This window comes from Noviherbaspirillum soli (assembly GCF_015352955.1).
Taxonomy (GTDB): domain Bacteria; phylum Pseudomonadota; class Gammaproteobacteria; order Burkholderiales; family Burkholderiaceae_D; genus Noviherbaspirillum_A; species Noviherbaspirillum_A soli.
Map to the genome: position 1 here is coordinate 146,733 of NZ_JACYOX010000004.1, position 25,519 is coordinate 172,251.

Here is a 25,519-nt window from a genome sequence, read left to right on the forward strand (position 1 = left end):
ACCATGCGCCTAACCCTGTCCGACCATATCCTGCCTGTTCCATCGCGTCGCCTCCTGCTGGCCGCGGCCCTGTGCGCCGTCCTGGACGGATGCGCGCTGGCGCCGGCCTACGAAGCCCCGGCCATCGATCTGCCCGCCGGTTTCAAGGAGGCGGGCGACTGGGTGCCGGCCACGCCCGCCGACGACGTGCCGCGCGGCGCCTGGTGGACGGTGTTCAACGACCCGGTGCTCAATGACCTGGCAGCCTCGGTGCAGGTGTCGAACCAGAACGTGGCCGCCGCCGGCGCCGCCTATGCGCAGGCAAGGGCGCTGGTGGCGGGACAGCGCGCGGCGCTGTTTCCGGCGGTGTCGCTGGACGCTGGCGCCGACCGCAGCAGCTCGCGCAGCACCGCTTCCGGCGCCCCGGGCGCGCGGCTGGGCAACAGTTACCAGGTCAGCCTGGGCGGCAGCTGGGAGCCCGACCTGTGGGGCAGGCTGCGCGGCGGCGTGCAGAATGCCGCCGCCCAGGCCCAGGCCAGCGCCGCCGACCTGGCGCTGGCCACGCTGTCGGCGCAGGGCGAGCTGGCGGCCAACTATCTGAACCTGCGCGAGACCGACATCCAGGCCGAACTGCTGCGGGCCACCATTGCCGGCTACGAGCGGGTGCTGCAGATCACGCAGAATCGCTACGATGCCGGCGTGGCGCCGAAGACCGACCTGCTGCAATCGCAGACGCAGCTGGCCACTTCCCGCGCCGACCTGGTGGCGCTGCAGCGGCAGCGTGCGCAGCTGGAACATGCGATCGCTGTGCTGCTCGGCAAGGCGCCCGCCGAATTCAGCCTCGCGCCGGCGGCCTGGCAGCCATCGGTGCCTGACATTCCCCTGGTGCTGCCGGCAACCCTGCTGCAGCGGCGCCCGGACATCGCCGCCGCCGAGCGTCGGGTGGCCGCCGCCAACGCCGCCATCGGCGTCGCCCGCGCCGGCTATTTCCCCGGCATCGGCCTCTCCGCGTCCTACGGCTACGGCGCCAGCCGGGTCGGCGACCTGTTCAATGCATCGGCCGCGGCCTGGTCGCTCGGGCTGTCGCTGGCGCAGCGCGTCTTCGACGCCGGCGCCGTCAGTGCCCAGGTCGCCAGCGCCCGCGCCGCGCATGAACGCACTGCGGCCCAGTACCGGCAGACCGTGCTGGCGGCATTCCAGGGGGTGGAAGACCAGCTCGCCGCCAGCCGCGTGCTGGCGCAGCAACTCGAACTGCGCCGCACTGCTTCCAGCGCGGCGGACCAGGCCGAGCAGCAGGTGCTGAACCGCTACCGCGCCGGGCAGGTCAGCTATACCGAGGTCGTCACGGCACAAGCCACCGCACTGCAGGCGCGGCGCACGCTGGCGCAGTTGCAGGCGGACCGGCAGATCGTGGCGGTGGCGCTGATCCAGGCGCTGGGCGGCGGGTGGACGGGGCAGGGGACTCCGTGACGGGCCAGAGGCTTGTTTGCGGGGCAGGAAAGCCGGAATGGCCGGTCATTACCGGACTACCGATTCCGCTGTAGGGCGGAATACCCCGCAGGGGCATTTCGCCAAGCAGTCGATCAAGGTGACACTTTGCACATATCTGCTGTATGAGGCATGAAGCCGGGCCCCGAAAGGGCTATCGTCGACGATCGCAGCCGGTGGAATGCCCCTCTGGGGTATTCCACCCTACGGGCCTGCGGCAGGTGGGCGCATTAGTGCGTGGCTGCGACCTGGAAATTCAAGCGCATGATCGTGTCTGCCGCGGGTTGCCTATCGCGGTAGCGGCTCGTTCAGATGAAAATTATTCCGGCATTCCGCCGCAAAGCCGTTGCAATCGACAAAAAACATTCACCTCCCGGTGCTGATGTCGATGTAACAATTGCACCCTTGTTTTTTGTATGGCTGCCGCCCGCACGGCAGCGCGATTTCTTTCCTCTCCCTTCCCCTGAAACCCATGAACACCACCACGCTACCCTACGGCGCAGCCGCTTCCGCGCGCCAGCAGCTGGAAGCCGCGACCTATGCCAAGGTCACCTGGCGCCTGCTGCCTTTCCTGTTCATCTGCTATGTCGCGGCCTACCTCGACCGCGTCAATGTCGGCTTCGCCAAGCTGCAGATGCTCAATGACCTGCAATTCAGCGAAACCGTCTACGGCCTCGGCGCCGGCATTTTCTTCATCGGCTATTTCTTCTTCGAAGTGCCGAGCAACATCATCATGCACAAGGTGGGCGCCAGGGTCTGGATCGGCCGCATCATGATCACCTGGGCCATCCTGTCCGGCGCGATGATGTATGTCAGCAGCCCGACCATGTTCTATGTGCTGCGCTTCTTCCTGGGCGTGGCCGAGGCCGGCTTCTTTCCGGGCATCGTGCTGTATCTGACCTACTGGTTTCCGGCGCAGCGCCGCAGCCGCATGAATGCGCTGTTCATGATCGGCATCCCGATCGCCGGCGTGATCGGCGGACCGCTGTCGGGCTGGATCCTGAACGCCTTCCACGGCGCGAACGGACTGGCAGGCTGGCAATGGCTGTTCGTGATCGAGGCGGTGCCGTCGCTGATCCTCGGCGTCATCACCATCTTTTACCTGCCCAATAGCATTGCCGGCGCTTCCTGGCTCAATGCCGAGGAAAAGCGGCTGCTGGAAGAAAACATCGCCGGCGACAGCAGCGGCAAGGCCGACCATGGCCTGTCGGGCGTGTTCGGCAATGGCCGCGTCTGGCTGATGGCGGCAATCTATTTCTGCTGCATGATGGGCCTGTACGGCGTCGGCTTTTATCTGCCCACCTTGATCAAGGCGGCCGGCGTGAAAGACCCGCTCGATGTCGGCATGCTGACAGCGATTCCCTATGGCTGCGCGGTGGTCGCGATGCTGTTCAACGCCAAGAGCGCCGACCGCAACCGCGAGCGGCGCTGGCACTTCGCCATCGCCAGCGCGCTGGGCGGCCTGGGCCTGATGCTGGCCACCATCTTCGGCGACAACGTCATGCTGGCCATGGCGGCGCTGTCCCTGGGCACGGCCGGCCTGCTGGCCACCATGCCGGTGTTCTGGACCTATCCGAGCGCCATCCTCGGCGGCACCGCTGCCGCGGCCGGCATCGCGCTGATCAACTCGGTGGGCAACCTGGCCGGCTTCGTCAGTCCGTCCATCATCGGCTGGATGAAGGATGTCACGCACAGCACCAACGCCGGCATGTATGTGGTGTCGGCCGCGCTGTTCCTCGGCGCGTTGCTGGCATTGCTGCAGCCGCGCAGCCTGGTCAATCGCTGACGCGGCGACCCTTCCACGCAGCCGGCCTTGAACTCCCTTGAACTCAGTAGGCCGGCTGCACGTTGCTCATGATGAAGCGGCTGGCCGGCAGCGCCGGCAGGCGGCCCAGGTCTATCCACATGTTCTGGCGCGGCACCACGTAGCGCATCGCGGCCAGTTCCCTTGCCAGGCTCTTGATCAGCGCAATGGTCAGGAATTCCCCGGCGCAGCGGTGCCCGCTGTCATGCTCGCCGCCACCCTGCGGAATCAGGGTGTAGGGATTGCCGTCCCAGTGCTCGAAGCGTTCCGGCTTGAATGCATTCGGCTTGGGCCACAGGGCCGGGTCATGGTTGGTGCCATACAGGTCCAGCAGTACCCAGTCGCCCGGCAGGAACAGATGGCCGCGCCATTCGAAAGGCTGCAGCGCGCGTCCGCCCACCATCGGGAAGAACGGATAGAAGCGCCGCACCTCCTGGGCAAAGCACTGCAGCTTGTCGTCGTCGCCGCCGGCCAGGCCGTCGCGGTATTGCGGATTCTGGTGGAGGGCCAGCGCGGCAAAGGTGATGTAGCGCGCCACCGCCACGGTTGGCCGCAGCAGGTTGATCAGTTCCACCGCCGCCACGTTCAGGGGCAATGCTTTCCCGTTCTCATCCTGATGTCGTGCAATGACGGCCAGCGCGCTGTCCTGCGCCGCATCGAGGCTGCCGTCACGCACGCCTTCGACCAGGCCCCGCGCCCAGCGCTCGGTCTGTGCCCGCAACATCTGGCCGCGCGCATTGCGCGCCCCGACCGAGCCTGCGCCGTCGATCATTGCCGAGAACTCGATGGTGCGCTCCCTGGCTTCCCCGGCGCCCAGCTCGATGCCGGCCCACGCGCATGCGGCCCGGCACAATATGCCTTCCACTTCATCATGCAGCACCACCTGCTTCATGCCCTCCCAGGCATCCATGCGTGCGCGCCACTGCTCGGTGGCAAGCCGCGTCATGCGCTCGATCGACTGCCGCTGCATCAGCGACATGAACAGGCGCTTGCGATGGCGATGCGCCGGCCCGTCCAGCATGATTGCGCTGCCATAGTCCTGCAGCAGCGTCAGCGCATTCGGCGGCAGGGCGCCGCGACGGGTGAAGCGGTCCGGCACATAGAACATCCTGGCGGCGTCCTCGCCGCTGACGCAGAACACCCGGCTCATCATCAGCCTGGTTTCAAAGACATCGCTGCCATAGGCCTGGCAGCGCTCGCCGATGAAGCGGTAGCCTTCCTTGAGCAGCGCCAGGGTGTGGTCGATGCCCGGCTCCCGGGGGATGGCAGCGCGGGCGACGTCGGTGGTCGTTGTCATGTCATGGCTCCGCATCAATGTTGGCAGGCTGATTAGAGCCCGATGCGGGGCGCTAGTTCGCGGCGACTGCCCGCCGGGCGTCTGCGCTGATCACGGCTCGCCATTGTCCTACTTCGCTTTGGAGCGTTGTCCGACAGATCGAACAGGCCGCGCCTTTTATGATTTGCGCAAGATGCCGGCGGCAGCGCCGGTAGCCGACACACACAGCAAGGAGCCAGTCATGGACGAGCCAAGCAGCGTACCGGCGCAGCACCAGGAGCAGCAGCCGGGTTCACAGAAACAGATGTCACCCCAGCCCAACACCATACCGCCCGGCTATCGCGGCAGCGGCAAGCTCGATGGCAAGGTGGCGCTGATCACCGGCGCCGACAGCGGCATAGGCCGCGCCGTGGCGGCGGCATTTGCGAAGGAAGGCGCGGATGTCGCCGTGCTCTATCTGAACGAGCACCAGGACGCGGCCGAAACCCGCAAGCTGGTGGAAGAGGCGGGCCGCAAGTGCCTGCTGATCGCCGGCGACGTCGGCGACGAGGCCTTCTGCCAGGATGCGGTACGGCGCGTGGTGGATGAACTGGGCCATCTCGACATACTGGTCAACAATGCCGCCGAGCAGCATCCGCAGCCTGCCATCACCGACATCAGCGCCGGGCAGCTTGAACGCACCTTCCGCACCAACATCTTTTCGATGTTCTTCATGGTCAAGGCAGCGCTGCCGCACCTGAAGGAAGGCGCGCGCATCATCAATACCACCTCGGTCACGGCCTACCGGGGCAGCCCGCAGCTGCTGGACTATGCCTCGACCAAGGGCGCCATCGTAGCCTTTACCCGTTCCCTGTCGCAGGGCCTGGCGGAGAAGGGCATCCATGTGAACGGCGTCGCGCCCGGACCGATCTGGACGCCGCTTATCCCGTCCACCTTCGACGAGAAGAAAGTGGAGAGCTTTGGCGAAAGCGTGCCGCTGAAGCGGCCAGGCCAGCCTGAGGAAGTGGCGCCGGCCTATGTGTTCCTGGCCTCCGATGGCGGCAGCTACATGACCGGCCAGGTGCTGCATCCGAACGGCGGCGAGGTGATCAACGGCTGAGCGACCCGGGCGATTCAGGCAACAGCACGCCATGCGGCGGCGCTGAATTCGAATGCCTGGTTCTCGAACACCGAGGTCTGGCGCCAGAGGGCATGCTCGCGCGACACCAGGAGCGTCCATGCTTCATTTGCCGAAGGCTTGTCGGCGGCAAAGCCGGTATGGGACAACAGCGCGGCGCAGCCGCCGGATTCGGGGTCGCGCACGGAGGCATACCGGATCAGATGCAGCCCGGCCTGCCTGGCCTGGCGCGCCAGCGCCTGGCAGGCGGCGTAGTCGGTCGGGTGCATCCAGGCAGGGCGCATCGCGTCGAACGGCGGCAGCCTGAGGTCGATGCCTTGTCCCGCCACCGGCGTCAGAAACAGGGTCTGGGCTATAGGGCCGAGGGTGTCCAGGGCCGGGCTGTCGTTGAGGAAGCGCCAGCGCCAGTATCCCAGTTCGGCGCAGGCGGTACGTTTTTCGTCGGCGCAGTAGAACACGCCCGGTTCGGCCGGACCGCGAAAGCGCGAGCCGGAGGGCAGCGGCGGATAACGAAACGGGGTAAACAGCAGCCAGTGCAGGCTGCGCATCGCGTCCGGCAGCGGCGGCTTGGATGCGTCCAGCAGGCTTTCCAGCAGCGCCTGCTCGTCCAGCGTGTCCACCAGGACCATGGTGGCGACCTGGTGCTGCGCTTCCACCGCGCGCCATATCGCCAGCGTCAGGCTGGCGGCATGGCTGGCCAGGTCGTCAGATCCGGCCACGATGGGCATCGACATAGTGCAGCACGCGAACCAGTCCTTCAGCGCTTTCCATCAGGGCCAGCGGCTTGCTGGCCAATGCCAGGTTGTCGGAATTGAGCCAGGTGCGGGCATCGGCGCCATGGCCCAGCATGGCATCGAGCGAACGGAACAGCCTGACCAGCAGCAGCGCCAGTTCCCATTCCTTGCCGCGTTCGGGGCTGAGCTGATAGCTGCCGGCGCACAGGCGGGAAGCCGTGGCGGCGCTGATGCCGAGTATTCGGGCCAGGGAGTTTTGTCGCAGTTCCAGCAGGGTGGCGACGTTGCGTACCGCCTTGCTGAGGGTGGAGGCGGGGTCGGGCTGTGAGCCGGCAATCGACGCGGGAGAATGATGAGAATAGGCATTCATGATAAAGGCCTTTCCTTGGAAATATTCAAGCTTCTTAATTGCAGTGGAAACTAACACGACTGACTTGGCTTGTCCATCGTAATGTCAAAAGCACCGCAGGTGGCCCCTGTCCAGCCAAGCATCGGCTTGTGCCGATGCCGGATCGGCAGTCCGATGCGGCAGGTTATAATCGCGTTTTCCCGACGCAACCCGCACGGCGGATGAAACACACTAGCCGCGGTGCATCAACTCTCTTCTCGCCATGCTGATTCTGCCGGGCTCCAATGCCCTGTCCGCCTTTCGCACCCAACGTTTGCTGACCCAGCTCCAAGGCATCGATGCCGCCATTACCGGCGTCTCCGCCCGCTACCTGCATTTCATCGACGCCGCCAGCGCGTTGTCCGGCGACGAGGCGGCGCGGCTCGGCGCCTTGCTGACCTATGGCGAGCCGGCCGGCGAGCAGCAGGAAGGCGACCTGTTCGTCGTGATCCCGCGCTTCGGCACGATCTCTCCCTGGGCGAGCAAGGCCACCGACATCGCGCACAACTGCGGCATGAGCCATATCCACCGCATCGAGCGCGGCGTGGCTTACCGCGTCACGGTGAAGTCCGGCCTGCTGGGCGGCGCGCGCCGCCTGGCTGACGGCAGCGCCCTGCCGGTTGCCGCCGCGCTGCACGACCGCATGACGGAGATGGTGCTGCGCAGCGCCGACGATGCCGTCGGCCTGTTCCGCGAACTGGCCGCCAGGCCGCTGGCCTTCGTCGATGTGCTGGAAGGCGGCAAGGCGGCGCTGGTGACGGCCAATGCCGAGCTGGGCCTGGCGATGTCGGAGGACGAGATCGATTACCTACTGCAGGCCTTCACCCAGGCCCGGCGCAATCCGACCGACGTCGAGCTGATGATGTTTGCGCAGGCCAACAGCGAACACTGCCGGCACAAGATCTTCAATGCCGACTGGACCATCGACGGCGAGCGCCAGGACAAGTCGCTGTTCGCGATGATCCGCAACACGCATCAATTGAATCCGCAGGGCACCATCGTCGCCTACAGCGACAATTCCTCGGTGATCGAGGGCGCGCAGGTGCAGCGCTTCTATCCGCGCGGCGCGAAGGAGGGCAATGTCTACCAGGCCAGCGAGGAGCTGACCCATATCCTGATGAAGGTGGAAACCCACAACCACCCGACCGCGATTTCTCCCTTCCCGGGCGCCTCCACCGGCGCCGGCGGCGAGATCCGCGATGAAGGCGCCACCGGCCGCGGCGCCAAGCCCAAGGCAGGCCTGACCGGCTTCACGGTGTCCAACCTGATGCTGACCCATGCGGTGCAGCCCTGGGAAAACGCGCGCGACGTGGCCCAGCCGGCGGCGGCCCGCGATGCCCATGCGCAGGGCGGCATCTACGGCAAGCCCGAGCGCATCGTGTCGCCGCTGCAGATCATGGTCGACGGCCCGCTCGGCGGCGCCGCCTTCAACAATGAATTCGGCCGGCCCAACCTGGGCGGTTATTTCCGCAGCTATGAACAGAACGTCGGCGGCACCGTGTACGGCTATCACAAGCCGATCATGATCGCCGGCGGCATCGGCAACATCGCCGCGCAGCATACGAAGAAGGAAGAACTGCCGGTCGGCAGCCTGCTGGTGCAGCTGGGCGGCCCGGGCATGCGCATCGGCATGGGCGGCAGCGCCGCTTCCTCGATGGCCACCGGCAGCAATACCGCCGACCTCGATTTCGACTCGGTGCAGCGCGGCAACCCGGAAATGGAGCGGCGCGCGCAGGAAGTCATCAATGCCTGCTGGGCCATGGGCGGCGACAATCCCATCCTGTCGATCCATGACGTCGGCGCCGGCGGCCTGTCCAACGCCTTCCCGGAAATCACCAACGACGCCAGGCGCGGCGCCATCTTCGACCTGCGCCGCGTGCCGCTGGAAGAGAGCGGCATGGCGCCCAAGGAGATCTGGAGCAATGAATCGCAGGAGCGCTACGTGCTGGCCGTCGCCCCGGAAAACCTGGCGCTGTTCCAGTACCTGTGCGAGCGTGAACGCTGCCCGTTCGCCGTGGTCGGCCATGCCACCGAGGAACGCCAGCTCAAAGTAATCGATCCTCAGAACGACAATAATCCGGTCGACATGCCGATGGATGTCCTGCTCGGCAAGCCGCCCAAGATGCACCGCGACGTCAGCCGCGTCGCCGTCGAACTGCCGCCGGTCGACCTGACCGGCATGGCGCTGGAAGAGGTCGCCGAGCGCGTGCTGCGCCAGCCGACAGTGGGCGACAAGTCCTTCCTGATCACCATCGGCGACCGCACCGTCGGCGCCACCACCGTGCGCGACCAGATGGTCGGCCCGTGGCAGGTGCCGGTGGCCGATTGCGCGGTCACCACCATGAGCTTCGAAGGCCATGTCGGCGAGGCGATGGCGATGGGCGAGCGCACGCCGCTGGCCGTGATCGACGCCCCGGCGTCCGGCCGCATGGCGGTCGGCGAAGCCATCACCAATATCGCCGCCGCGCCGATCGCCGCGCTGTCGGACGTGAAGCTGTCGGCCAACTGGATGGCGGCCTGCGGCCAGCCTGGCCAGGACGCGGCGCTGTTCGACACTGTGAAGGCGGTCGGCATGGAGCTGTGCCCGGCGCTGGGCATCAGCATCCCGGTCGGCAAGGATTCGCTGTCCATGCGCACTACCTGGAGGGAGGCCGATGGCCAGGCCAAGGCCGTGACCTCGCCGGTCTCGCTGATCGTCTCCGCCTTTGCACGTGTTACCGACGTGCGCAAGTCATTGACGCCGCAGCTGCGCACCGACCTGGGCGACACCTCGCTGATCCTGATCGACCTCGGCGCCGGCCGCAACCGCATGGGCGGCTCGGTGCTGGCGCAGGTGATGCAGCAGATCGGCAACCAGGCGCCCGACGTCGACAGCCCGGAGCAGCTGAAGGCCTTCTTCGGCGCCGTCCAGCGCCTGAACGATGAAGGCCGGCTGCTGGCCTACCATGACCGCTCCGACGGCGGCCTGTACACCACGCTGTGCGAGATGGCCTTTGCCGGCCGCGCCGGCGTGTCGGTCAACCTCGACATCCTGACCATGGAAGGCGAGCATGCCTCCGACTGGGGCGACTCCAAGAACTGGGCAACCCAGGTCGGCGAGCGCCGCAACGAGCTGACGCTGCGCGCGCTGTTCTCCGAAGAACTGGGCGCGGTGCTGCAGGTGCGCGCAGAGCAGAAGTCAGAGGTGATGAATGTGCTGCGCGAATTCGGCCTGGGCGCGGTCAGCCACATCATCGGCAAGACCAATCCGCGCGACGACATCGAATTCACCCGCGACGCCAAGGTGATCTACAAGCAGCCGCGCATGGCGCTGCAGAAGCTATGGAGCGAAACCAGCTGGCGCATCGCCCGCCTGCGCGACAACCCGGCCTGCGCCGACGCCGAATACGAGCGCATCAACGACGCGGCCGATCCCGGCATCACGCCCAAGGTCAGCTTCGACATGGAGCAGGACGTGGCCGCGCCCTTCATCGGCGCCGGCGCCCGGCCGCGGGTGGCCATCCTGCGCGAGCAGGGCGTCAATTCCCACATCGAAACCGCCTACGTGATGCACAAGGCCGGCTTCGAAGCCGTGGACGTGCACATGAGCGACCTGATCGCCGGACGCGCCCGCCTGGCCGACTTCAAGGGCGCGATCGCCGTCGGCGGCTTTTCCTACGGCGACGTGCTGGGCGCGGGCGAGGGCTGGGCCAAGACCATCCTGTTCAACATGCAGCTGGCCGAGCAGTTCTCCGCCTTCTTCAACCGCGGCGACACCTTTGCGCTGGGCATCTGCAACGGCTGCCAGATGATGAGCAACCTGAAGTCCATCATCCCCGGCGCCCATGCCTGGCCGAAGTTCACCCGCAACCGTTCCGAGCAGTTCGAGGCGCGTTTCGCGATGGTGGAAGTGGCCGATTCGCCGTCGATCTTCTTCCAGGGCATGGCCGGCACCCAGGCGCCGATCGCGGTGGCCCACGGCGAAGGCCATGCGGATTTCTCGCAGACCGGCAGCCTGGCCGACGCACTGGTGGCCATGCGCTTCGTCGACAACAAAGGCGCGCACACGGAAGCTTATCCATACAACCCGAACGGCTCGCCGCAGGGCATTACCTCGGTCACCACGCCTGACGGCCGCTTCACGGTGCTGATGCCGCATGCGGAACGGGTATTCCGCACGGTGCAGCAGTCCTGGCATCCCGATGGCTGGGGCGAGCACACGCCCTGGATGCGCATGTTCCGCAATGCGCGGGTGTGGGTCGGCTAAGGCATTTTGTCGAGGGCGGCTGGCGTCTGCAGGGCAAGCGCCGCCACCCTGATCTCTTCCGGCGACAGCAGCTGGTCGTAGTTCCCCTGGGCAAACAGCGCCGCGCGGATCAGCACCGAGGCATCCTCATCGCCCCGTTGCCGGGCTTGTTGCAATGCCGCCTCGGCGCTTGCGCCGGCGTTCAGCAGGATTGCCATGGCGTCCGGCTGTTGCGCGGCGACCGCCATGGCGAAGGCATCGTCCAGCGCTTGCTGCGATGCGCCATGTGCCAGGCACATCTGCAGCAGTTCGGCATCGCCGTGGATGGCGGCCGTGGCCAGCGCATGGCCCTGCGCATCCGGGCGGGCGCCGGATGCGATCAGGCGCTCGATCGCGGCGCTGTTTCCGGTAGCGATCGCGTGGCTCAACATGGGCGTTCCGGACGCGTCGCTGCCATGCACGGACACGCCTGCGTTGAGCAGGCAGTCGAGCAGCGCGACATGGCCGTGGCGGAGCGCGATGGCCATGCACAATGCGGCGTTTTCCGTGGTCAGCGCGAGTTCGCCTGCCAACAGGCATGTCGCCAGCCTGGCATGGCAGGCCTCGCAAGCCAGTTCCAGCAGGTCCTGCCGGAACTCTTCATCCAGCATCAGGCTGTCCCTGGCAAGCAATGCCAGGACGATATCTTCGAAATCCGCCGGAAATGCGCGTAGCCGCTGCAGATTGCTGCCAGCATCGACTATGCGTCGCAGCATTGCGGTGACGCCGGCGGTCTTGCGGCCGCCCGCGTGCCAGTAGAGGCTGTGCAGGGTTGCGTTGATATGCGCGTCGTCCATGTCGTTCACTCAATGTTCCACAGTAGGCCGGAAGATAGGCTTTCCTCGTTAACGGAAATTTAGTGACGCGCTAAAGGGATGTGCGCAAAGAAAAGGCGCATCGCGCCATTGCAGCCGCAATGCCAACCGCGCTGTGAGTAGGGTGCAATACCCGAAGGGCATTGCACCGTTCGTCGCAAGAAGCGGGGGCATCAAAAACCGGGAAAGTACCAGACGCTGTCCCTGATCGGCGGTCCGCTGCAATGCCCCTTTGGGTTATTGCACCCTATAAGATGCCCTTGCCGTGCGGGCAATAAAAAAGCCCCGTCCTGAACCAGGCGGGGCTTCGAAGAGCCGTGCAAACGGTACAGCGTCTTACTGGATCTTTGCCTTCTTCTTCAGTTCCTGCTGATAAGCCTGCAGCTTCTGCTGCTGCAGCGACTCGGCGATCTGCGGCTTGACTTCCTCGAACGACGGCACCTTGGCCGGGCGGGAGTCTTCCAGCTTGATCACGTGGTAGCCAAACTGGGTCTGCACCGGGGTCTCGGTGATCTGGCCTTTTTGCAGCGAGGTCATGGCGTCGGAGAACGGCTTGACGAAGGCGCTCGGCGGCGCCCAGTCGAGGTCGCCGCCATTGGCAGCGGAACCGGTGTCCTTGGATTGCTTGGCCAGGTCTTCGAACTTGGCGCCCGCCTTCAGCTTGGCGATGATGGCCTTGGCGTCCTCTTCCTTTTCCACCAGGATGTGGCGGGCATGGTATTCCTTGTCGCCGGCCTGGGCCTTGAACTTGTCATACTCGGCCTTCATGTCGGCTTCGCTGACCGGGTTCTTCTTCACGTAATCGGCAACCAGGGCGCGAATGACGATGGACTGGCGCGCCATTTCCATCTGGTTCTTCACTTCCGGCGAGGACGACAGGCCCAGCTTGTCGGCTTCCTGCATCAGGATTTCGCGGTTGACCAGTTCTTCCTTGACCATCGCGCGCAGCTGCGGCGAGTCCTGCTGGCCCTGCGCTGCCATCTGCTTGATCATGGCGTCCGCGCGGGACGAAGGCACCGGCTTGCCATTGACAACCGCGAGGTTCTGGGCCATTGCAGGCACTGCGGCAGTTGCGAGAAGAAAGACGAGCAGGCGAGCGGGTTTTAAGGTCATGTCTGTTCCTTGAGTTGGGGAAATAATATTGCGGGATTGATACGTAACGAGAGGGCGGCTATGGTGCCGCGCCGGCTTCGGCAGGTGTCAGGGCGGTGATGGCGAGCGCATGGATTTCCTGCTGCATCATTTCTTGCAGCGCATCATACACCAGCCGGTGACGCGTAATTCTTGACTGACCTTCAAAGCGCGAGGATACGAGACGCAGCCGGTAATGTCCACCGCCGGAAGCGGCGCCGGCATGGCCGGCATGCAGCGCCGAATCATCCTCGATCCGGCATTCCAGCGGCGCCAGGGAAGCCTGCAGCAAGGCGGTCATGCGGTCGATGCGGCTCATCCCGGATCCTTGATGTACTTGGACAGGAACATGGTCTGCGCGACCACGAAGGCGATCATCAGGCCCATGAAGCCGAACAGCTTGAAGTTGACCCATACCGATGTCGGAAAGCTGAATGCGATATACAGGTTGAGCGCGCCCATCGCTGCGAAAAAACCGGCCCAGGCCAGGTTCAGCCTGTTCCAGACCGGGTCGGGCAGGTCGATCTGCGCCTTCATCATCAGGCGGATAAGGTTCTTGCCCATGGTGAGCTGGGCGCCGATCAGCACCACCGCAAACACCCAGTACAGCACGGTCGGCTTCCACTTGATGAAAGCCTCGTTGTGGAAATAGATGGTGGCGCCGCCGAATACCACGATGATGGCCAGCGATACCCAGAGCATGCCGTCGACCTTGCGGCCGCGGACCAGCAGATAGGCGATCTGCGCGATGGTGGCGATGATGGCCACCGCGGTGGCCAGCAGGATGGGCGCCTGCTCCGGCCCGACGCTGCCGCCGGATACCAGCCCGGACAGATACTGGCCCACCATGGCCTGGGCGGCGTCGGCATGGCCTTCGCCCCATTTGAACACCCCGAAGAACAGGATGACCGGGAACATGTCAAACAGAAACTTCATCGGCTGTGCCCTTGTTCCGGTGTGGGATCGAACCGCAGCGAGGCGGAGTTGATGCAGTAGCGCAGCCCGGTGGGCGGCGGGCCGTCCGGAAAGACATGGCCGAGATGGGCATCGCAGACGTTGCACAGGATTTCCGTGCGCACCATGCCGTGGCTGCGGTCGATCTTCTCGGTGACGTTTTCCGGGTTCAGCGGACGGAAGTAGCTGGGCCAGCCGCAGCCGGACTCGAACTTCGCATCGGATTCGAACAGCGGCGTGCCGCAGCAGACGCAGGTATAGACGCCATGTTCATGATGGTCCCAGTAGCGGCCGGTGAAGGCGCGCTCGGTGGCCGCGTGGCGCGTGACCTGGTATTCCATCGGGTCCAGCATCTGACGCCATTCGGCATCGGTTTTCCTGACTTTCTCGGTCATGGTCTCTCTCGCTTTCCTGTTTCAGGAAGAACAGCTGACTTCCAGTTCGCTGGCCCAGTCGGGCGGCAGCGCTGCATACTGTTCGTTTTCAGGCTGCTCGTCAAACGGCCGTTCCAGCACCGCCAGCAGTCTTGCGACTTCCGAAAAGTCCTTTATCTGGGCCTTTTCGATTGCCACCTGGGCCAAATAGTTTCGAAGCACATATTTGGGGTTGACGCGATGCATTGCAAGGCGTCGTTGCATATCGTTACTATTTTCACTGAGCAACCTTGCGCGGTATTGTACTGCCCAGTCATCGAATGCGGCACGGTCGATGAACAAGTCACGGATGGGTTCGTCGCCTGCCGCATTGTCCCTGCGCAGATGGCCAAGCCGGCGAAAGAAAAGTGTGAAGTCCACGTGGCTGTCGGTCATGATGGAAAACATCTTGTCGAACAGCGCACTATCGTTTTCCTCGACCGTCGCAAGGCCCAGCTTGGCATGCAGCAGCGCATCCATCCTTGCCTTGAAGGCCGGTTCGTAGACCGACAGCGCCGCCTTGGTCTCCTCGACATCGCCGATCAGCGGCAGCAGCGCCTGGCCAAGCGCATAGCAATTCCAGTGGCCGATCTGGGGCTGCATGCTGTAGGCGTAGCGACCCTGCTGGTCGGTATGGTTGCAGATGTGCTTGGGGTTGAAGGCTTCCATGAAGCCGAACGGGCCGTAGTCCAGTGTCAGGCCGAGGATGGACATGTTGTCGGTGTTCATCACGCCATGCATGAAACCCACTGCCTGCCAGCCGGCGATCATCTCCGCGGTGCGCCGGGTGACTTCGCCGAGCAGGGCATGGTAGGGCTGCGCCTGGTCGCGCAGTTCGGGATAGCAGCGCTCGATCACATAGTCGGCCAGGATCTTGAGGTCATCGTGCCGGCCCTGGTAGAACCAGTGCTCGAAGGAGCCGAAACGCACGAAGCTCGGCGCCATCCTGGTAGCCACGGCGGCGGTTTCGGGCGTTTCCCGCATTACCCGCTGGTCGGAGCCGGTGACGCACAGCGCGCGCGAGGTAGGGATGCCCAGCGCTGCCATGGCCTCGGAACAGAGGAATTCACGGATCGATGAGCGCAGCACCGCGCGGCCGTCGCCCATCCGGGAGTAGGGCGTCATGCCGGCGCCTTTCAACTGCAATTCCAGCCGGCCCGGCGGCGGCATGCCGGGCGCCGCGGCTTCGCCCAGCAGGATGGCGCGGCCATCGCCGAGTTGCCCGGCCCAGACGCCGAACTGGTGGCCGGAGTAGACCGCCGCCAACGGCTGTGATTGCGGCAGGACGCGGTTGCCGCTGAACACGTCGATGAATTCCTGCCTGCTGAACTCGGCCGGGTCCAGGCCGATCAGTGCCGCTGCCGCTGCGCTGCCGCACACCATGTAGGGCTTGCTGAGCGGCGTAGGCTGAAGCCGGGTATGGAAGGCGGGCGGCAGGGCGGCGTAGGAATGTTCCAGGGGCAGTTGGTCGATAGAGCGTTTCGTGCCTGAATCAGTGTTTGCTGTCATTGAGGGTCCTGTTGTGCGCGACATCGGCGTCGCTTGCTGGAAATGAGACCGCCTGCGCCGTCTTTCGTGCCCGGCGGCCCATGCGGCCATCCGGATAGGCAATGCGGGTAAGGGCCTGCGGGTCCTCGATGAACACCCGTCCGTATTTGGTCTGCACCAGGCCGTCCTGTTCCCACAGCCGCAACTGCTTGGCAATGCTCTGGCGCGACTTGCCCAGCAGATGGCCCAGTTCCTCCTGGGTCAGCGGCACTTCCCGCCCGCGGGGGATCACGGCGGCCGACATCGCCGACGGCTGCAGCTGCGCCAGTTCCAGCAGCCGGCGCGCCAGGCGCTGCGCCAGCGGCGCCACGGCCGCCTCTTCGACCAGGTCGAAGGTCGCCCGCAGGCGCAGCGCCAGCATGCGGGCGAAGCGCTCGTAGATTGCCGGATGCCGCATCAGCAGCCGATGGAAGTCGGTGCGGGCGTGGTACAGCAGGACGGTCGGGCCAGCAGCATGGCCGTCATGCGTGCGCGGCAGGCCGTCGAACATCGAGATCTCGCCGAACCAGTTGGGTCGCTCCATCACGGCGATGGTGGTGGTATGGCCGTCCGCCGTGGCCCGGGTGAAGCGCACCGATCCGCTGGCGATTGTGTAGAAGCCGTCGCAGGCGTCGCCGCGGGCATGCACCAGTTCGGCGTCGGCATAGAGACGCAGCGAGCCGCAGCGGGCGGCTTCGTTGATTACATCGTCCGGCAGGTCGGCCAGCCAGGACTCGCGCAGCAGGGCGGCCTTGTCGATATCGGATTTCGCGGGTGAGGGCATGCAAATGTTAAAGAGTTGACAGTCTGGGCACCTGTACTGCGTCGATACTTGTCGCCCACGGTTCGCAGAACAACCGAAGCGCGCAGCCGGCGGCGGCGCCCGTATTTTGACAGACATGAGAGAGACCGATATGAACGCACCCGAAACCTTGAGCTTTCCTTCCCTGCGCGAGCGCGTCTCGGCCGAGGAATGGCAGGTTCGCCAGGACCTGGCCGCCTGCTATCGCCTGGTGGCGGACTTTGGCTGGAGCGACCTGGTGTTTACCCACATCACCGCCCGCGTGCCCGGCACCGAAGACCAGTTCCTGATCAATCCCTATGGCCTGATGTTCGACGAGATCACCGCGTCCTCGCTGGTGAAGATCGATATCCATGGCAACAAGCTGGACGATTCGCCTTACCCGATCAATCCGGCCGGTTTCACCATCCACTCCGCGGTGCATGCGGTCCGGCATGACGCGCTGTGCGTGCTGCATACCCACAGCCTGAATGGCGTGGCGGTATCGGCCCAGAAGAACGGCGTGCTGCCGTTGTCGCAGCAATCCATCTTCGTGCTTTCCAGCCTGGGCTATCACGGCTACGAGGGCGTAGCATTGAACGAAGAGGAAAAGCCGCGCCTGGTGGAGGACCTCGGCCGCAACACCTACCTGATGCTGCGCAACCATGGCCTTCTGACCGTGGGCAAGACGATCGCCGATGCCTTCCTGAACATGTACATTTTTGAGGCGGCCTGCAACATCCAGATCCGTGCCCAGGCCGGCGGCGGCGAACTGACCATGATTCCGCAAGCCATCATCGACGGCGCGATGCGGCAGTCCAAGGTGGCGACCAAATCGCAAGGCGGGATGCTGGCATGGCCGGGGCTGCTGCGCCGGCTGGACCGGGTCGATACATCCTGGCGCGATTGAGGAGACGACATGGAAAACATCAAGGACAAGCCGGAAGCGCGCGCCACCTTCCGCGACATGCAGGACGGCACCGCTGCCGACTGGGCCATCATCTCCAGGGAATTCAGGGATTACTCGGCCGTATTGCCAGACCGCGTGATGGCGCATCTGCGCCTGCTCGAAGGCGACTGCGGCGGCTTTCCGGTGGATCGCCTGACGCACAGCCTGCAGACGGCCACCCGCGCCCACCGCGACGGCAAGGACGAGGAATACGTGATCTGCGCGCTGCTGCACGATATCGGCGACACGCTGGGCAGCTTCAATCATCCCGACATCGCCGCGGCGATATTGAAGCCTTTCGTCAGCCCGGAGAACCTGGCGATGGTGGAAAAGCATGGCGTCTTCCAGGGCTATTACTTCTTTCACCATCTTGGGCTGGACCGCAACCTGCGCGACCAGTTCGCTGGCCAGCCGCTGTATGACCGGACGCTGGAGTTCTGCGAGAAGTACGATGCGCCGGCCTTCGATCCGGACTATGACACCTTGCCGCTGAGCTTTTTCGAGCCCATGTTGCGGCGCGTGATGGCAAAGCCGAAAAACTCGATTTATCGCGCTGCCGTCGAATGAAATAGCTGCCTGGGCTGGGGTTGATGCGTCGCAGCATCGAAAGTGATTGACGGTTTTAGTACGGTCGTACCAGAATCCGTGACACCATTTACAACAGCCCAGGAGACCAGATGTCGGAGTATCCCCGCAGCCCCCTGATGGGGCAGATGATGAGCCAGCCGCTGCTCATCTCCAGCATCATCAAGCACGCAGACAGGTATTTTGGAAAGAACGAGATCGTGTCTCGGCGGGTCGAAGGTGACATCCATCGTTATACCTATCACGACTGCCATACCCGTTCGCGCAAGCTGGCCAATGCGTTGAAGGGGTTCGGCGTCGGCATGGGCGACCGGGTAGCCACCATGGCCTGGAACGGCTACCGGCACCTCGAGGCCTACTATGCGGTATCCGGCTCCGGCGCGGTGCTGCATACCCTGAACCCGCGCCTGCATCCCGACCAGATCGCCTACATCACCAACCATGCGGAAGACCAGTACCTGCTGTTCGAGCTGACCTTCCTGCCGCTGATCGAGTCGGTGGCGCAGCACTGCAAGACCATCAAGGGCTATATCCTGCTGTGCGACCGTGACCGCATGCCGGCGCAAAGCGCCATCCCGAACCTGATGTGCTACGAAGACCTCATCGAGAACAATTCCGATGACTACGAATGGCCGCTGTTCGACGAGAACTCCGCCTCCAGCCTGTGCTACACCTCGGGCACCACCGGCAATCCCAAGGGCGCGCTGTACTCCCACCGTTCGACCATGCTGCATTCCTATGCGTCGACCATGCCGGATGCATTGAATGTATCCGGACGCGATGCGGTGCTGCCAGTCGTGCCGATGTTCCATGTGAATGCATGGGGCCTGCCGTATTCGGTACCGCTGACCGGCGCCAAGATGGTCTTTCCCGGCCCCGCGCTGGATGGCAAGTCGCTCTATGAACTGTTCGAGTCGGAGAAAGTGACCTTCTCGGCCGGCGTGCCCACGGTATGGCTGGGCCTGCTCAATTACGTGGCGCAGAACAATCTCGCTTTCTCCAGCTTCAAGCGCACCGTGATCGGCGGCTCGGCCTGCCCGCCGGCAATGATGAAGACACTGCGCCACAAGTACGATATCGAAGTGGTGCATGCCTGGGGCATGACGGAAATGTCGCCGCTGGGCACCGCCGCCACCCTGCAGGCGCAGCACATGGACCTGCCGGAAGAAGCCAAGGAGGCCAAGCTGGAGAGCCAGGGCCATGTGATCTTCGGCGTGGACATGAAGATCGTCGACGATGCCGGCAAGGAGCTGCCCTGGGATGGCAAGACCTACGGCAACCTGCTGGTCAGGGGCCCATGGGTGATCGAATCCTACTTCAAGGGCGAGGGCGGCGACGTGCTGGAAGATGGCTGGTTCCCGACCGGCGACGTCGCCACCATCGACCCGGAAGGCTACATGCAGATCACCGACCGCAGCAAGGACGTGATCAAGTCCGGCGGCGAGTGGATCGGCACCATCGACCTCGAGAACATCGCGATGTCGCACCCGGCGGTGCTGCAGGCGGCATGCATCGGCGTGTTCCATCCTAAGTGGGATGAACGCCCGCTGCTGGTGGTGGTGAAGCGGCCTGGCATGGATGTCAGCCGGGAGGAACTGCTGGCCTTCTACGAAGGCAAGATCGCCAAGTGGTGGACGCCGGACGATGTCGCGTTCATCGATGCTCTGCCGATCGGCGCCACCGGCAAGGTGCTGAAGAACCGCATCCGTGAAAGCTTCCGCGACCATGTTTTGCCTGGTGCCTGAATAATGCCAGTCAGGCGCGAATGCGGCTTTACAGTCGGCATTCGCGCCGATATAGTCAAAACACAAAATACCTATAAGGAAGAGACAGCATGACTGCACGCACCAGCGGCGCTACGCCCGCACACAGCCCTCCCTGTCCTGCCCACATCCGCGTCGCCGCGCCAGCGGCGGCATTGGCGGCCTGATCCAGCGGCGGCCGGCGCGCGACTCACTGCGCCGGTTCGCCATCAACCCGAGATCCCGGCGATGGCGTTTTGCATCGTCGCAAGGCACATCACGCCATGTCGCGCCGTAACGCGCACGCGCCGGACCTCGCTGTATGTATCTGCATCAAGGGGAAGTCGGATGGAATTCACGCTAATTACCTTGCTTAACGGGCTTGCCTACGGCCTGCTGCTGTTCATGCTGTCATCGGGACTGACCCTGATCTTCAGCATGATGGGCGTGCTCAACTTCGCGCACGCCAGCTTCTACATGCTGGGCGCGTATTTCGCCTATACCATCAGCGCCAAGATCGGCTTCTGGCCGGCGCTGGTGATCGCGCCATTGCTGGTGGGCGTGGTGGGCGCCGTGGTGGAGCGCTATGGACTGCGCACCGTGCACAAGTATGGGCACATACCCGAGCTGCTGTTCACCTTTGGCCTGTCCTATGTGATCGTAGAACTGGTGCAGCTGATCTGGGGCCGCGCCGCGGTGCGCTATCCGATACCGGCCGAAATGGACGGGCCGCTGTTTACCCTCTACACCACGACCTTCCCGATGTATCGCGGCTTCATGATGTTCATCGCGCTGCTGATGCTGGTGTCGATCTACCTGCTGCTCACGCGCACCCGCATCGGCCTGGTGATCCAGGCGGCGCTCACCCACCCCGATGCGGTGGAGGCGCTTGGCCACAATGTGCCGCGCGTGTTCATGCTGGTCTTCGGCGGCGGCTGTGCGCTGGCGGGCCTGGCCGGCGTCATCGGCGGCAATGCCTTCGTCACTGAGCCGGGCATGGCGGCCACGGTGGGCAGCATCATCTTCGTGGTGGTGGTGGTCGGCGGCATGGGCTCGCTGGTAGGGGCTCTGGTGGCGTCGCTATTGATCGGCCTGCTGCAGACCTTCGCGGTGGCCCTGGACTATTCACTGGTCACGCTGTTTTCAGGTCTGGGACTGAGCATCGGCCCCGGCACGCCCGGCTTCTCGGTGCTGAACCTGACGATTGCACAGACAGCGCCCATCCTGCCTTACCTGCTGCTGGTGCTGATACTGATATTCCGGCCGAAAGGTCTCATGGGGACGAGGGAAGGATGAGCACGATCATGAGCAACACCACTTCCGTCACGACGACGTCGATGCGCTTTGCGCCGATCAACCTGGGCCGCTGGCTGGTATGGAGCCTGTTCGCCATCCTGCTGGTGGTGGCGCCGCTGATCTTCAACAAGGGCGCCTCGCTTTCCATCCTGTGCCAGATGGGCACGGTGATGATCTTCGGCCTGTCATACAACATGCTGCTGGGCCAGGGCGGCATGCTGTCCTTCGGCCATGCGGTGTATTCAGGGCTGGGCGCCTACTTCGCCATCCATGCGATGAACCTGGCCAGCGGCGGCAGCCTGCCGATACCGGTGTCATTGATCCCGCTGGTGGGCGGCGTCTTCGGCATGCTGTTCGGCGTGCTGTTCGGCTATGTCACCACCAAGAAGTCCGGCACCACCTTCTCGATGATCACGCTGGGCATCGTTGAACTGGTGTTTGCCTGCTCGCTGATGTTTCCCGACTTCTTCGGCGGCGAGGGCGGCATCTCGACCAACCGGGTGATGGGTGAGAAGGTGTTCGGCATCAGCTACGGTCCGCAGATCCAGGTCTACTACCTGATTGCGTTCTGGCTGTTCATCAGCACGGTCGGCATGTTCGCCTTCACCCAGACGCCGCTTGGCCGCATCATCAACGCGGTGCGCGACAATCCGGAGCGGGTGGAATTCATCGGCTACAACACCCAGTGGGTGCGCTACCTGACGCTGATCCTGTCGGCTTTCTTCGCCGGCATTTCCGGGGGGCTGTCCGCCATCAACTTCGAGATCGTCACCGCGGAAAACGTCAGTGCCGTGCGCTCCGGCGCCATCCTGCTCTTTACCTTCATCGGCGGCGTGGGCTTCTTCTTCGGCCCCCTGATCGGCGCGGTGGTAGGCGTGTTCCTGACCGTGCTGCTGTCGGACTTCACCAAGGCCTGGCAGCTGTATCTCGGCGTCTTCTTCATCGTGATCGTGATGTATGCGCCCGGCGGCATTGCCAGCATCCTGATGATGAATCTGCGGCTGATGGTCTACAAGCGCTTCGGCATGGTCGCGCCACGGCTGCTGTTGATGATCGCGGCCACGCTGCTTGCCTGCATAGGCGGCGTGATGGTGATCGAAATGCTGTATCACCTGACGCTGGAGTCGGCCAATGGCACCGTGATGCGCCTGTTCGGCGCCGAGGTCGATGCCGCGGGCGTCACCGGCTGGCTGATCGCGCTGGTACTGGTCGCGGTTGGTGCGCTGATGTTCTGGCGCGGCCGTCCCGCCTTCCGGCAGGCCTGGGATCAGGCCAACCTGGAAATCGAAGAACTGATCCGCAAGGAGCATGCATGAGCGCTTATTCCGTCGAGCTGAAGGACGTGCGCAAGAGTTTCGGCAAGTCCGAAATCATCCGTGGCGCCACGTTGCAGGTACCCAAGGGCGAGCGTTACGCCATCATCGGCCCGAATGGCGCCGGCAAGTCCACGCTGTTCAACCTGATCTCCGGTCGCTTCGGCGTCAGCGCCGGCGACATCCTGCTCAACGGTCGGAGCATCGTCGGCATGAAGCCGTTCGAGATCAACCGTTGCGGGCTGTCGCGCAGCTTCCAGATCACCAATATCTTCCACCGCCTGACGGTGTACGAGAATCTGCGCTGCGCGGTGCTCTGGTCGCTTGGCTACAAGTATTCCTTCTGGAACCGGCTCAACGGCCTGCGCGACGCCCATGAGCGGGCCGAAGCGGTGCTGGAGCAGATCGGCCTGCGCCGCAGGCGCAATACCGCCGCCGGCCTCTTGACCTATGCCGAGCAGCGCGCGCTGGAGATCGGCATCACGATCGCCGGCGGCGCCGATGTGATCCTGCTCGACGAGCCTACAGCGGGCATGAGCCGCTCCGAGTCGGACCATGCGGTGGAACTGATCCGCCGGGTCACCGAGGGCAAGACGCTGCTGATGGTGGAGCATGACATGAGCGTGGTATTCGGCCTGGCCGACAAGATCGCCGTCGTGGTCTATGGCGAAGTGATCGCCTGCGACACGCCGGCCAATATCCGGGGCAACGCCCGGGTGCAGGAAGCTTATCTGGGCGGCCATGCGCCGGCGGAGGAACATGCATGAGCAAGGCGATGCTGGAAATCAAGGATCTGCATGCCTATTACGGCAAGAGCCATGTGCTGCATGGCGTTGACCTGACCGTAGGAGAGGGCGAGATCGTCAGCCTCCTGGGTCGCAACGGCGTAGGGCGCTCCACCACCGTGAAGGCGGCCATGGGGCAGGTGCAGGCGACCGGTTCGATCCGTTTCAAGGGCGAGGAAATCATCGGCGAGAAGGCCTTCCGGATAGCCTACAAGGGCCTGGGCTACGTGCCCGAGAACCGCGACATCTTCCCGACCCTGACGGTGGAGCAGAACCTGCTGCTGGGAGAGAAGAAAGGCAGGAAATCACGCTGGTCGCTGGCGGACATGTACGAAATGTTTCCGCGTCTGAAGGAGCGTCAGCATACGGCTGCCGGCGTGCTGTCCGGCGGCGAGCAGCAGATGCTGACCCTGTGCCGGACCTTGATGGGCGACCCTGACCTGATCATGATCGACGAGCCGACCGAAGGGCTGGCGCCGAAGATCGTCGACCTGGTGGCGCAGTATCTCAACACCCTGAAGGATCGCGGCATTTCGGTGCTGCTGGTGGAGCAGAAGCTGGCGATCGCGCTGGAAATCTCGCAGCGGGTCTATGTGATGGGGCATGGCTCCATCGTGTTCGAGGGTACGCCGGCGGATCTGCGCGCCAATGCGGCGGTGCGCCGCGAATGGCTCGAAGTCTGACGAACAGGAGGCAATGAAACACGTTTGGGTTTGGTCGGGAAGTCGCTAGAATCAAAGTGCGTTACCGTGCGTTACCAGAAGTCAGTGCAGTCCATTAATTCTTATACGGAGACAAAAATGGCTATCAAACTTCGCTCGCTTGTCATCGCTTCGCTCGTCGCTGCCTGCCTGCCGTCCGCGGCTCTGGCGGACAAGATCAAGATTGCTTTCATCGACCCGCTGTCCGGGCCGTTCGCGCCGGTGGGCCAGGGCATTCTCAACAGCTGGCAGATGATTGCCGACATCGCCAACAAGGAAAAATGGGCCGGCGCCCATACCTTCGAGGTGGTCGGCTTCGACAACAAGGCCAGCCCGCAGGAATCGCTGTCGCAGTTGAAGAGCGCGATCGACCAGGGCTACCGCTATGTGACCCAGGGCAATGGCTCGGCCGCTGCCGCCGCCTTGCTGGACGCGATCAACAAGCACAATGAACGCAACCCCGGCAAGGAAGTGGTGTACATCAATTACGCCGCGGTCGACCCCGACCTGACCAACAGCAAGTGCAGCTTCTGGCAGTTCCGCATCGATGCCAATTCCGACATGAAGATGGAGGCGATGACCAGCTTCATGGCCAAGAAGCCGGAGATCAAGAAGGTCTACATCATCGGCCAGAACTATTCCTTTGGCCACCAGGTCACCCGCGCAGCGAAGGACTATCTGAAGCGCAAGCGCCCGGATATCCAGATCGTTGGCGACGACCTCCATCCCATCGGCCAGGTGAAGGACTTCTCGCCCTATATCGCCAAGATCAAGGCGTCCGGCGCCGACACGGTGGTGACCGGCAACTGGGGCGCTGACCTGGCGCTGCTGATCAAGGCTGCCAAGGATGCCGACCTGAAGGCCGACTTCTATACTTACTACGGCTCGACCACCGGCGTGCCGACCGCGATGGGCGCGGCCGGCGCCGACCGCGTCAAGTACGTGGGCTACTGGAACGTCAACAATGAAGGCTATGTCGGCAAGGAAATCGTCGAGAACTTCAAGAAGAAGTACAACGACGACTACTACGCGATGGCAACCTACACCGGCATCGCGATGCTGGCCAAGGCCTTCAATGAGGCCAAGACCACCGACCCGGTCAAGGTGGCGTTCGCCATGGAAGGCATGAAACTGAAGAGCCTCAATGGCGAAGTGGAAATGCGCAAGGCCGACCACCAGTTGCAGCAGCCGCTCTACATCGCGACCTGGGTCAAGGTCAATGGCAAGGATGTGAAATACGATCAGGAAAACACCGGCTATGGTTGGCGCACCGACCAGAAGGTGGATGCCTTCGTCGCGGCCCAGCCCACCTCGTGCCAGATGAAGCGCCCCGCCATGCAGTAAGGCGGGCAGGGCGGCGCCGGCACCTCTGCCGGCGTCGCTTTTTTTTCATTTGAAATAATACGATCGTTCTTTTCTGCGGTATAGTTTGGCACTGTGTTTTTGGCATGCCCATTCATGCGGGCCTGGCCCTGGA

General features: G+C 64.0%; 22 protein-coding genes. 12 read left to right on the forward strand and 10 right to left on the reverse strand.

Going from position 1 to position 25,519, the window contains the following annotated elements:
• Positions 1–3 precede the first annotated feature (3 nt).
• Together IGW04_RS06150 and IGW04_RS06155 are read left to right on the forward strand one after the other, a co-directional pair.
• Positions 4–1,449, forward strand: a complete 1,446-nt coding sequence (locus tag IGW04_RS06150; RefSeq protein WP_194712166.1) for an efflux transporter outer membrane subunit — start codon at positions 4–6, stop codon at positions 1,447–1,449.
• Positions 1,450–1,939: 490 nt separating this feature from the next.
• On the forward strand, positions 1,940–3,253 hold the full coding sequence (locus tag IGW04_RS06155; RefSeq protein ID WP_194712167.1) for an MFS transporter: 1,314 nt from the start codon (positions 1,940–1,942) through the stop codon (positions 3,251–3,253).
• A gap of 43 nt (positions 3,254–3,296) precedes the next feature.
• Here the strand turns inward: IGW04_RS06155 and IGW04_RS06160 are convergent, their stop codons facing one another.
• Positions 3,297–4,568, reverse strand: coding sequence for a cytochrome P450 (locus IGW04_RS06160; RefSeq protein WP_194712168.1), 1,272 nt, complete (start codon positions 4,566–4,568; stop codon positions 3,297–3,299).
• A 220-nt stretch (positions 4,569–4,788) separates the two neighbouring features.
• Between IGW04_RS06160 and IGW04_RS06165 the strand changes: the two genes are divergently transcribed.
• A complete protein-coding gene (locus IGW04_RS06165; protein WP_194712169.1) occupies positions 4,789–5,646 on the forward strand; it encodes an SDR family oxidoreductase in 858 nt (285 codons plus the stop codon).
• A gap of 14 nt (positions 5,647–5,660) precedes the next feature.
• Here IGW04_RS06165 and IGW04_RS06170 read toward each other — a convergent pair whose 3' ends face one another.
• On the reverse strand, positions 5,661–6,398 hold the full coding sequence (locus IGW04_RS06170) for an RES family NAD+ phosphorylase (protein ID WP_194712170.1): 738 nt from the start codon (positions 6,396–6,398) through the stop codon (positions 5,661–5,663).
• A complete protein-coding gene (locus IGW04_RS06175; protein ID WP_194712171.1) occupies positions 6,370–6,768 on the reverse strand; it encodes an antitoxin Xre-like helix-turn-helix domain-containing protein in 399 nt (132 codons plus the stop codon). The genes IGW04_RS06170 and IGW04_RS06175 overlap by 29 nt, the downstream gene beginning before the upstream one ends.
• 241 nt (positions 6,769–7,009) lie before the next feature.
• On the opposite strand from IGW04_RS06175, the gene purL reads away from it, so the two are divergent.
• Positions 7,010–11,032 (forward strand): phosphoribosylformylglycinamidine synthase, encoded by a 4,023-nt coding sequence (gene purL / locus IGW04_RS06180; RefSeq protein WP_194712172.1) that lies wholly within the window; start codon positions 7,010–7,012, stop codon positions 11,030–11,032.
• Here the strand turns inward: purL and IGW04_RS06185 are convergent.
• The 7 genes from IGW04_RS06185 to IGW04_RS06215 all read right to left on the reverse strand — a co-directional run bounded on the left by IGW04_RS06185 (position 11,029) and on the right by IGW04_RS06215 (position 16,674).
• Positions 11,029–11,856: an ion transporter gene (locus IGW04_RS06185; protein ID WP_194712173.1), complete on the reverse strand. Its 828-nt coding sequence runs from the start codon at positions 11,854–11,856 to the stop codon at positions 11,029–11,031. The two genes, purL and IGW04_RS06185, sit on opposite strands and share 4 nt — an antisense overlap.
• A 345-nt stretch (positions 11,857–12,201) precedes the next feature.
• Complete coding sequence (locus tag IGW04_RS06190; RefSeq protein ID WP_194712174.1) at positions 12,202–12,978, reverse strand: peptidylprolyl isomerase; 777 nt, start codon at positions 12,976–12,978, stop codon at positions 12,202–12,204.
• A 58-nt stretch (positions 12,979–13,036) separates the two neighbouring features.
• Entirely contained in the window at positions 13,037–13,315 is a 279-nt protein-coding gene (locus IGW04_RS06195; RefSeq protein ID WP_194712175.1) for a BolA family protein, read from the reverse strand.
• Positions 13,312–13,932, reverse strand: coding sequence for a septation protein A (locus IGW04_RS06200; RefSeq protein WP_194712176.1), 621 nt, complete (start codon positions 13,930–13,932; stop codon positions 13,312–13,314). The genes IGW04_RS06195 and IGW04_RS06200 overlap by 4 nt, the downstream gene beginning before the upstream one ends.
• Complete coding sequence (gene msrB, locus IGW04_RS06205) at positions 13,929–14,345, reverse strand: peptide-methionine (R)-S-oxide reductase MsrB (RefSeq protein WP_194712177.1); 417 nt, start codon at positions 14,343–14,345, stop codon at positions 13,929–13,931. Before msrB ends, IGW04_RS06200 begins: the two co-directional genes overlap by 4 nt.
• Positions 14,346–14,366: 21 nt before the next feature.
• A complete protein-coding gene (locus IGW04_RS06210) occupies positions 14,367–15,872 on the reverse strand; it encodes a protein adenylyltransferase SelO (protein ID WP_194712178.1) in 1,506 nt (501 codons plus the stop codon).
• Complete coding sequence (locus IGW04_RS06215; protein WP_194712179.1) at positions 15,856–16,674, reverse strand: Crp/Fnr family transcriptional regulator; 819 nt, start codon at positions 16,672–16,674, stop codon at positions 15,856–15,858. The genes IGW04_RS06210 and IGW04_RS06215 overlap by 17 nt, the downstream gene beginning before the upstream one ends.
• A 130-nt stretch (positions 16,675–16,804) precedes the next feature.
• On the opposite strand from IGW04_RS06215, the gene IGW04_RS06220 reads away from it, so the two are divergent.
• The 8 genes from IGW04_RS06220 (at position 16,805) to IGW04_RS06255 (ending at position 25,386) form a co-directional block, all read left to right on the forward strand.
• Positions 16,805–17,581: a class II aldolase/adducin family protein gene (locus IGW04_RS06220; RefSeq protein WP_194712180.1), complete on the forward strand. Its 777-nt coding sequence runs from the start codon at positions 16,805–16,807 to the stop codon at positions 17,579–17,581.
• Between the two features lie 9 nt (positions 17,582–17,590).
• A complete protein-coding gene (locus tag IGW04_RS06225; protein WP_194712181.1) occupies positions 17,591–18,187 on the forward strand; it encodes an HD domain-containing protein in 597 nt (198 codons plus the stop codon).
• 110 nt (positions 18,188–18,297) lie between these two features.
• Positions 18,298–19,950 (forward strand): 3-(methylthio)propionyl-CoA ligase, encoded by a 1,653-nt coding sequence (locus IGW04_RS06230; protein WP_323744820.1) that lies wholly within the window; start codon positions 18,298–18,300, stop codon positions 19,948–19,950.
• 345 nt (positions 19,951–20,295) lie between these two features.
• A complete protein-coding gene (locus IGW04_RS06235; protein WP_194712182.1) occupies positions 20,296–21,243 on the forward strand; it encodes a branched-chain amino acid ABC transporter permease in 948 nt (315 codons plus the stop codon).
• 8 nt (positions 21,244–21,251) lie between these two features.
• The gene (locus IGW04_RS06240) at positions 21,252–22,559 is read left to right on the forward strand and encodes a branched-chain amino acid ABC transporter permease (protein WP_228526892.1); all 1,308 of its coding nucleotides are present in this window, start codon (positions 21,252–21,254) and stop codon (positions 22,557–22,559) included.
• Positions 22,556–23,323: an ABC transporter ATP-binding protein gene (locus IGW04_RS06245; RefSeq protein ID WP_194712184.1), complete on the forward strand. Its 768-nt coding sequence runs from the start codon at positions 22,556–22,558 to the stop codon at positions 23,321–23,323. Before IGW04_RS06240 ends, IGW04_RS06245 begins: the two co-directional genes overlap by 4 nt.
• Positions 23,320–24,024, forward strand: a complete 705-nt coding sequence (locus IGW04_RS06250) for an ABC transporter ATP-binding protein (protein ID WP_194712185.1) — start codon at positions 23,320–23,322, stop codon at positions 24,022–24,024. The genes IGW04_RS06245 and IGW04_RS06250 overlap by 4 nt, the downstream gene beginning before the upstream one ends.
• Positions 24,025–24,141: 117 nt before the next feature.
• The gene (locus IGW04_RS06255) at positions 24,142–25,386 is read left to right on the forward strand and encodes a branched-chain amino acid ABC transporter substrate-binding protein (RefSeq protein ID WP_194712186.1); all 1,245 of its coding nucleotides are present in this window, start codon (positions 24,142–24,144) and stop codon (positions 25,384–25,386) included.
• Positions 25,387–25,519 lie beyond the last annotated feature (133 nt).

What these genes read in the sequence shown, in the direction of transcription:
- IGW04_RS06175 (WP_194712171.1), bottom strand. Translation starts at nt 6,768, where the DNA reads ATGAATGCCTATTCTCATCATTCTCCCGCGTCGATTGCCGGCTCACAG.
- IGW04_RS06165 (WP_194712169.1), top strand. Translation starts at nt 4,789, where the DNA reads ATGGACGAGCCAAGCAGCGTACCGGCGCAGCACCAGGAGCAGCAGCCG.
- IGW04_RS06255 (WP_194712186.1), top strand. Translation starts at nt 24,142, where the DNA reads ATGGCTATCAAACTTCGCTCGCTTGTCATCGCTTCGCTCGTCGCTGCC.
- IGW04_RS06190 (WP_194712174.1), bottom strand. Translation starts at nt 12,978, where the DNA reads ATGACCTTAAAACCCGCTCGCCTGCTCGTCTTTCTTCTCGCAACTGCC.
- IGW04_RS06215 (WP_194712179.1), bottom strand. Translation starts at nt 16,674, where the DNA reads ATGCCCTCACCCGCGAAATCCGATATCGACAAGGCCGCCCTGCTGCGC.
- IGW04_RS06240 (WP_228526892.1), top strand. Translation starts at nt 21,252, where the DNA reads ATGAGCAACACCACTTCCGTCACGACGACGTCGATGCGCTTTGCGCCG.
- IGW04_RS06155 (WP_194712167.1), top strand. Translation starts at nt 1,940, where the DNA reads ATGAACACCACCACGCTACCCTACGGCGCAGCCGCTTCCGCGCGCCAG.
- IGW04_RS06200 (WP_194712176.1), bottom strand. Translation starts at nt 13,932, where the DNA reads ATGAAGTTTCTGTTTGACATGTTCCCGGTCATCCTGTTCTTCGGGGTG.
- IGW04_RS06235 (WP_194712182.1), top strand. Translation starts at nt 20,296, where the DNA reads ATGGAATTCACGCTAATTACCTTGCTTAACGGGCTTGCCTACGGCCTG.
- IGW04_RS06170 (WP_194712170.1), bottom strand. Translation starts at nt 6,398, where the DNA reads ATGTCGATGCCCATCGTGGCCGGATCTGACGACCTGGCCAGCCATGCC.
- IGW04_RS06245 (WP_194712184.1), top strand. Translation starts at nt 22,556, where the DNA reads ATGAGCGCTTATTCCGTCGAGCTGAAGGACGTGCGCAAGAGTTTCGGC.
- IGW04_RS06220 (WP_194712180.1), top strand. Translation starts at nt 16,805, where the DNA reads ATGAACGCACCCGAAACCTTGAGCTTTCCTTCCCTGCGCGAGCGCGTC.
- IGW04_RS06225 (WP_194712181.1), top strand. Translation starts at nt 17,591, where the DNA reads ATGGAAAACATCAAGGACAAGCCGGAAGCGCGCGCCACCTTCCGCGAC.
- IGW04_RS06230 (WP_323744820.1), top strand. Translation starts at nt 18,298, where the DNA reads ATGTCGGAGTATCCCCGCAGCCCCCTGATGGGGCAGATGATGAGCCAG.
- IGW04_RS06195 (WP_194712175.1), bottom strand. Translation starts at nt 13,315, where the DNA reads ATGAGCCGCATCGACCGCATGACCGCCTTGCTGCAGGCTTCCCTGGCG.
- IGW04_RS06160 (WP_194712168.1), bottom strand. Translation starts at nt 4,568, where the DNA reads ATGACAACGACCACCGACGTCGCCCGCGCTGCCATCCCCCGGGAGCCG.
- IGW04_RS06210 (WP_194712178.1), bottom strand. Translation starts at nt 15,872, where the DNA reads ATGACAGCAAACACTGATTCAGGCACGAAACGCTCTATCGACCAACTG.
- purL (WP_194712172.1), top strand. Translation starts at nt 7,010, where the DNA reads ATGCTGATTCTGCCGGGCTCCAATGCCCTGTCCGCCTTTCGCACCCAA.
- IGW04_RS06150 (WP_194712166.1), top strand. Translation starts at nt 4, where the DNA reads ATGCGCCTAACCCTGTCCGACCATATCCTGCCTGTTCCATCGCGTCGC.
- msrB (WP_194712177.1), bottom strand. Translation starts at nt 14,345, where the DNA reads ATGACCGAGAAAGTCAGGAAAACCGATGCCGAATGGCGTCAGATGCTG.
- IGW04_RS06250 (WP_194712185.1), top strand. Translation starts at nt 23,320, where the DNA reads ATGAGCAAGGCGATGCTGGAAATCAAGGATCTGCATGCCTATTACGGC.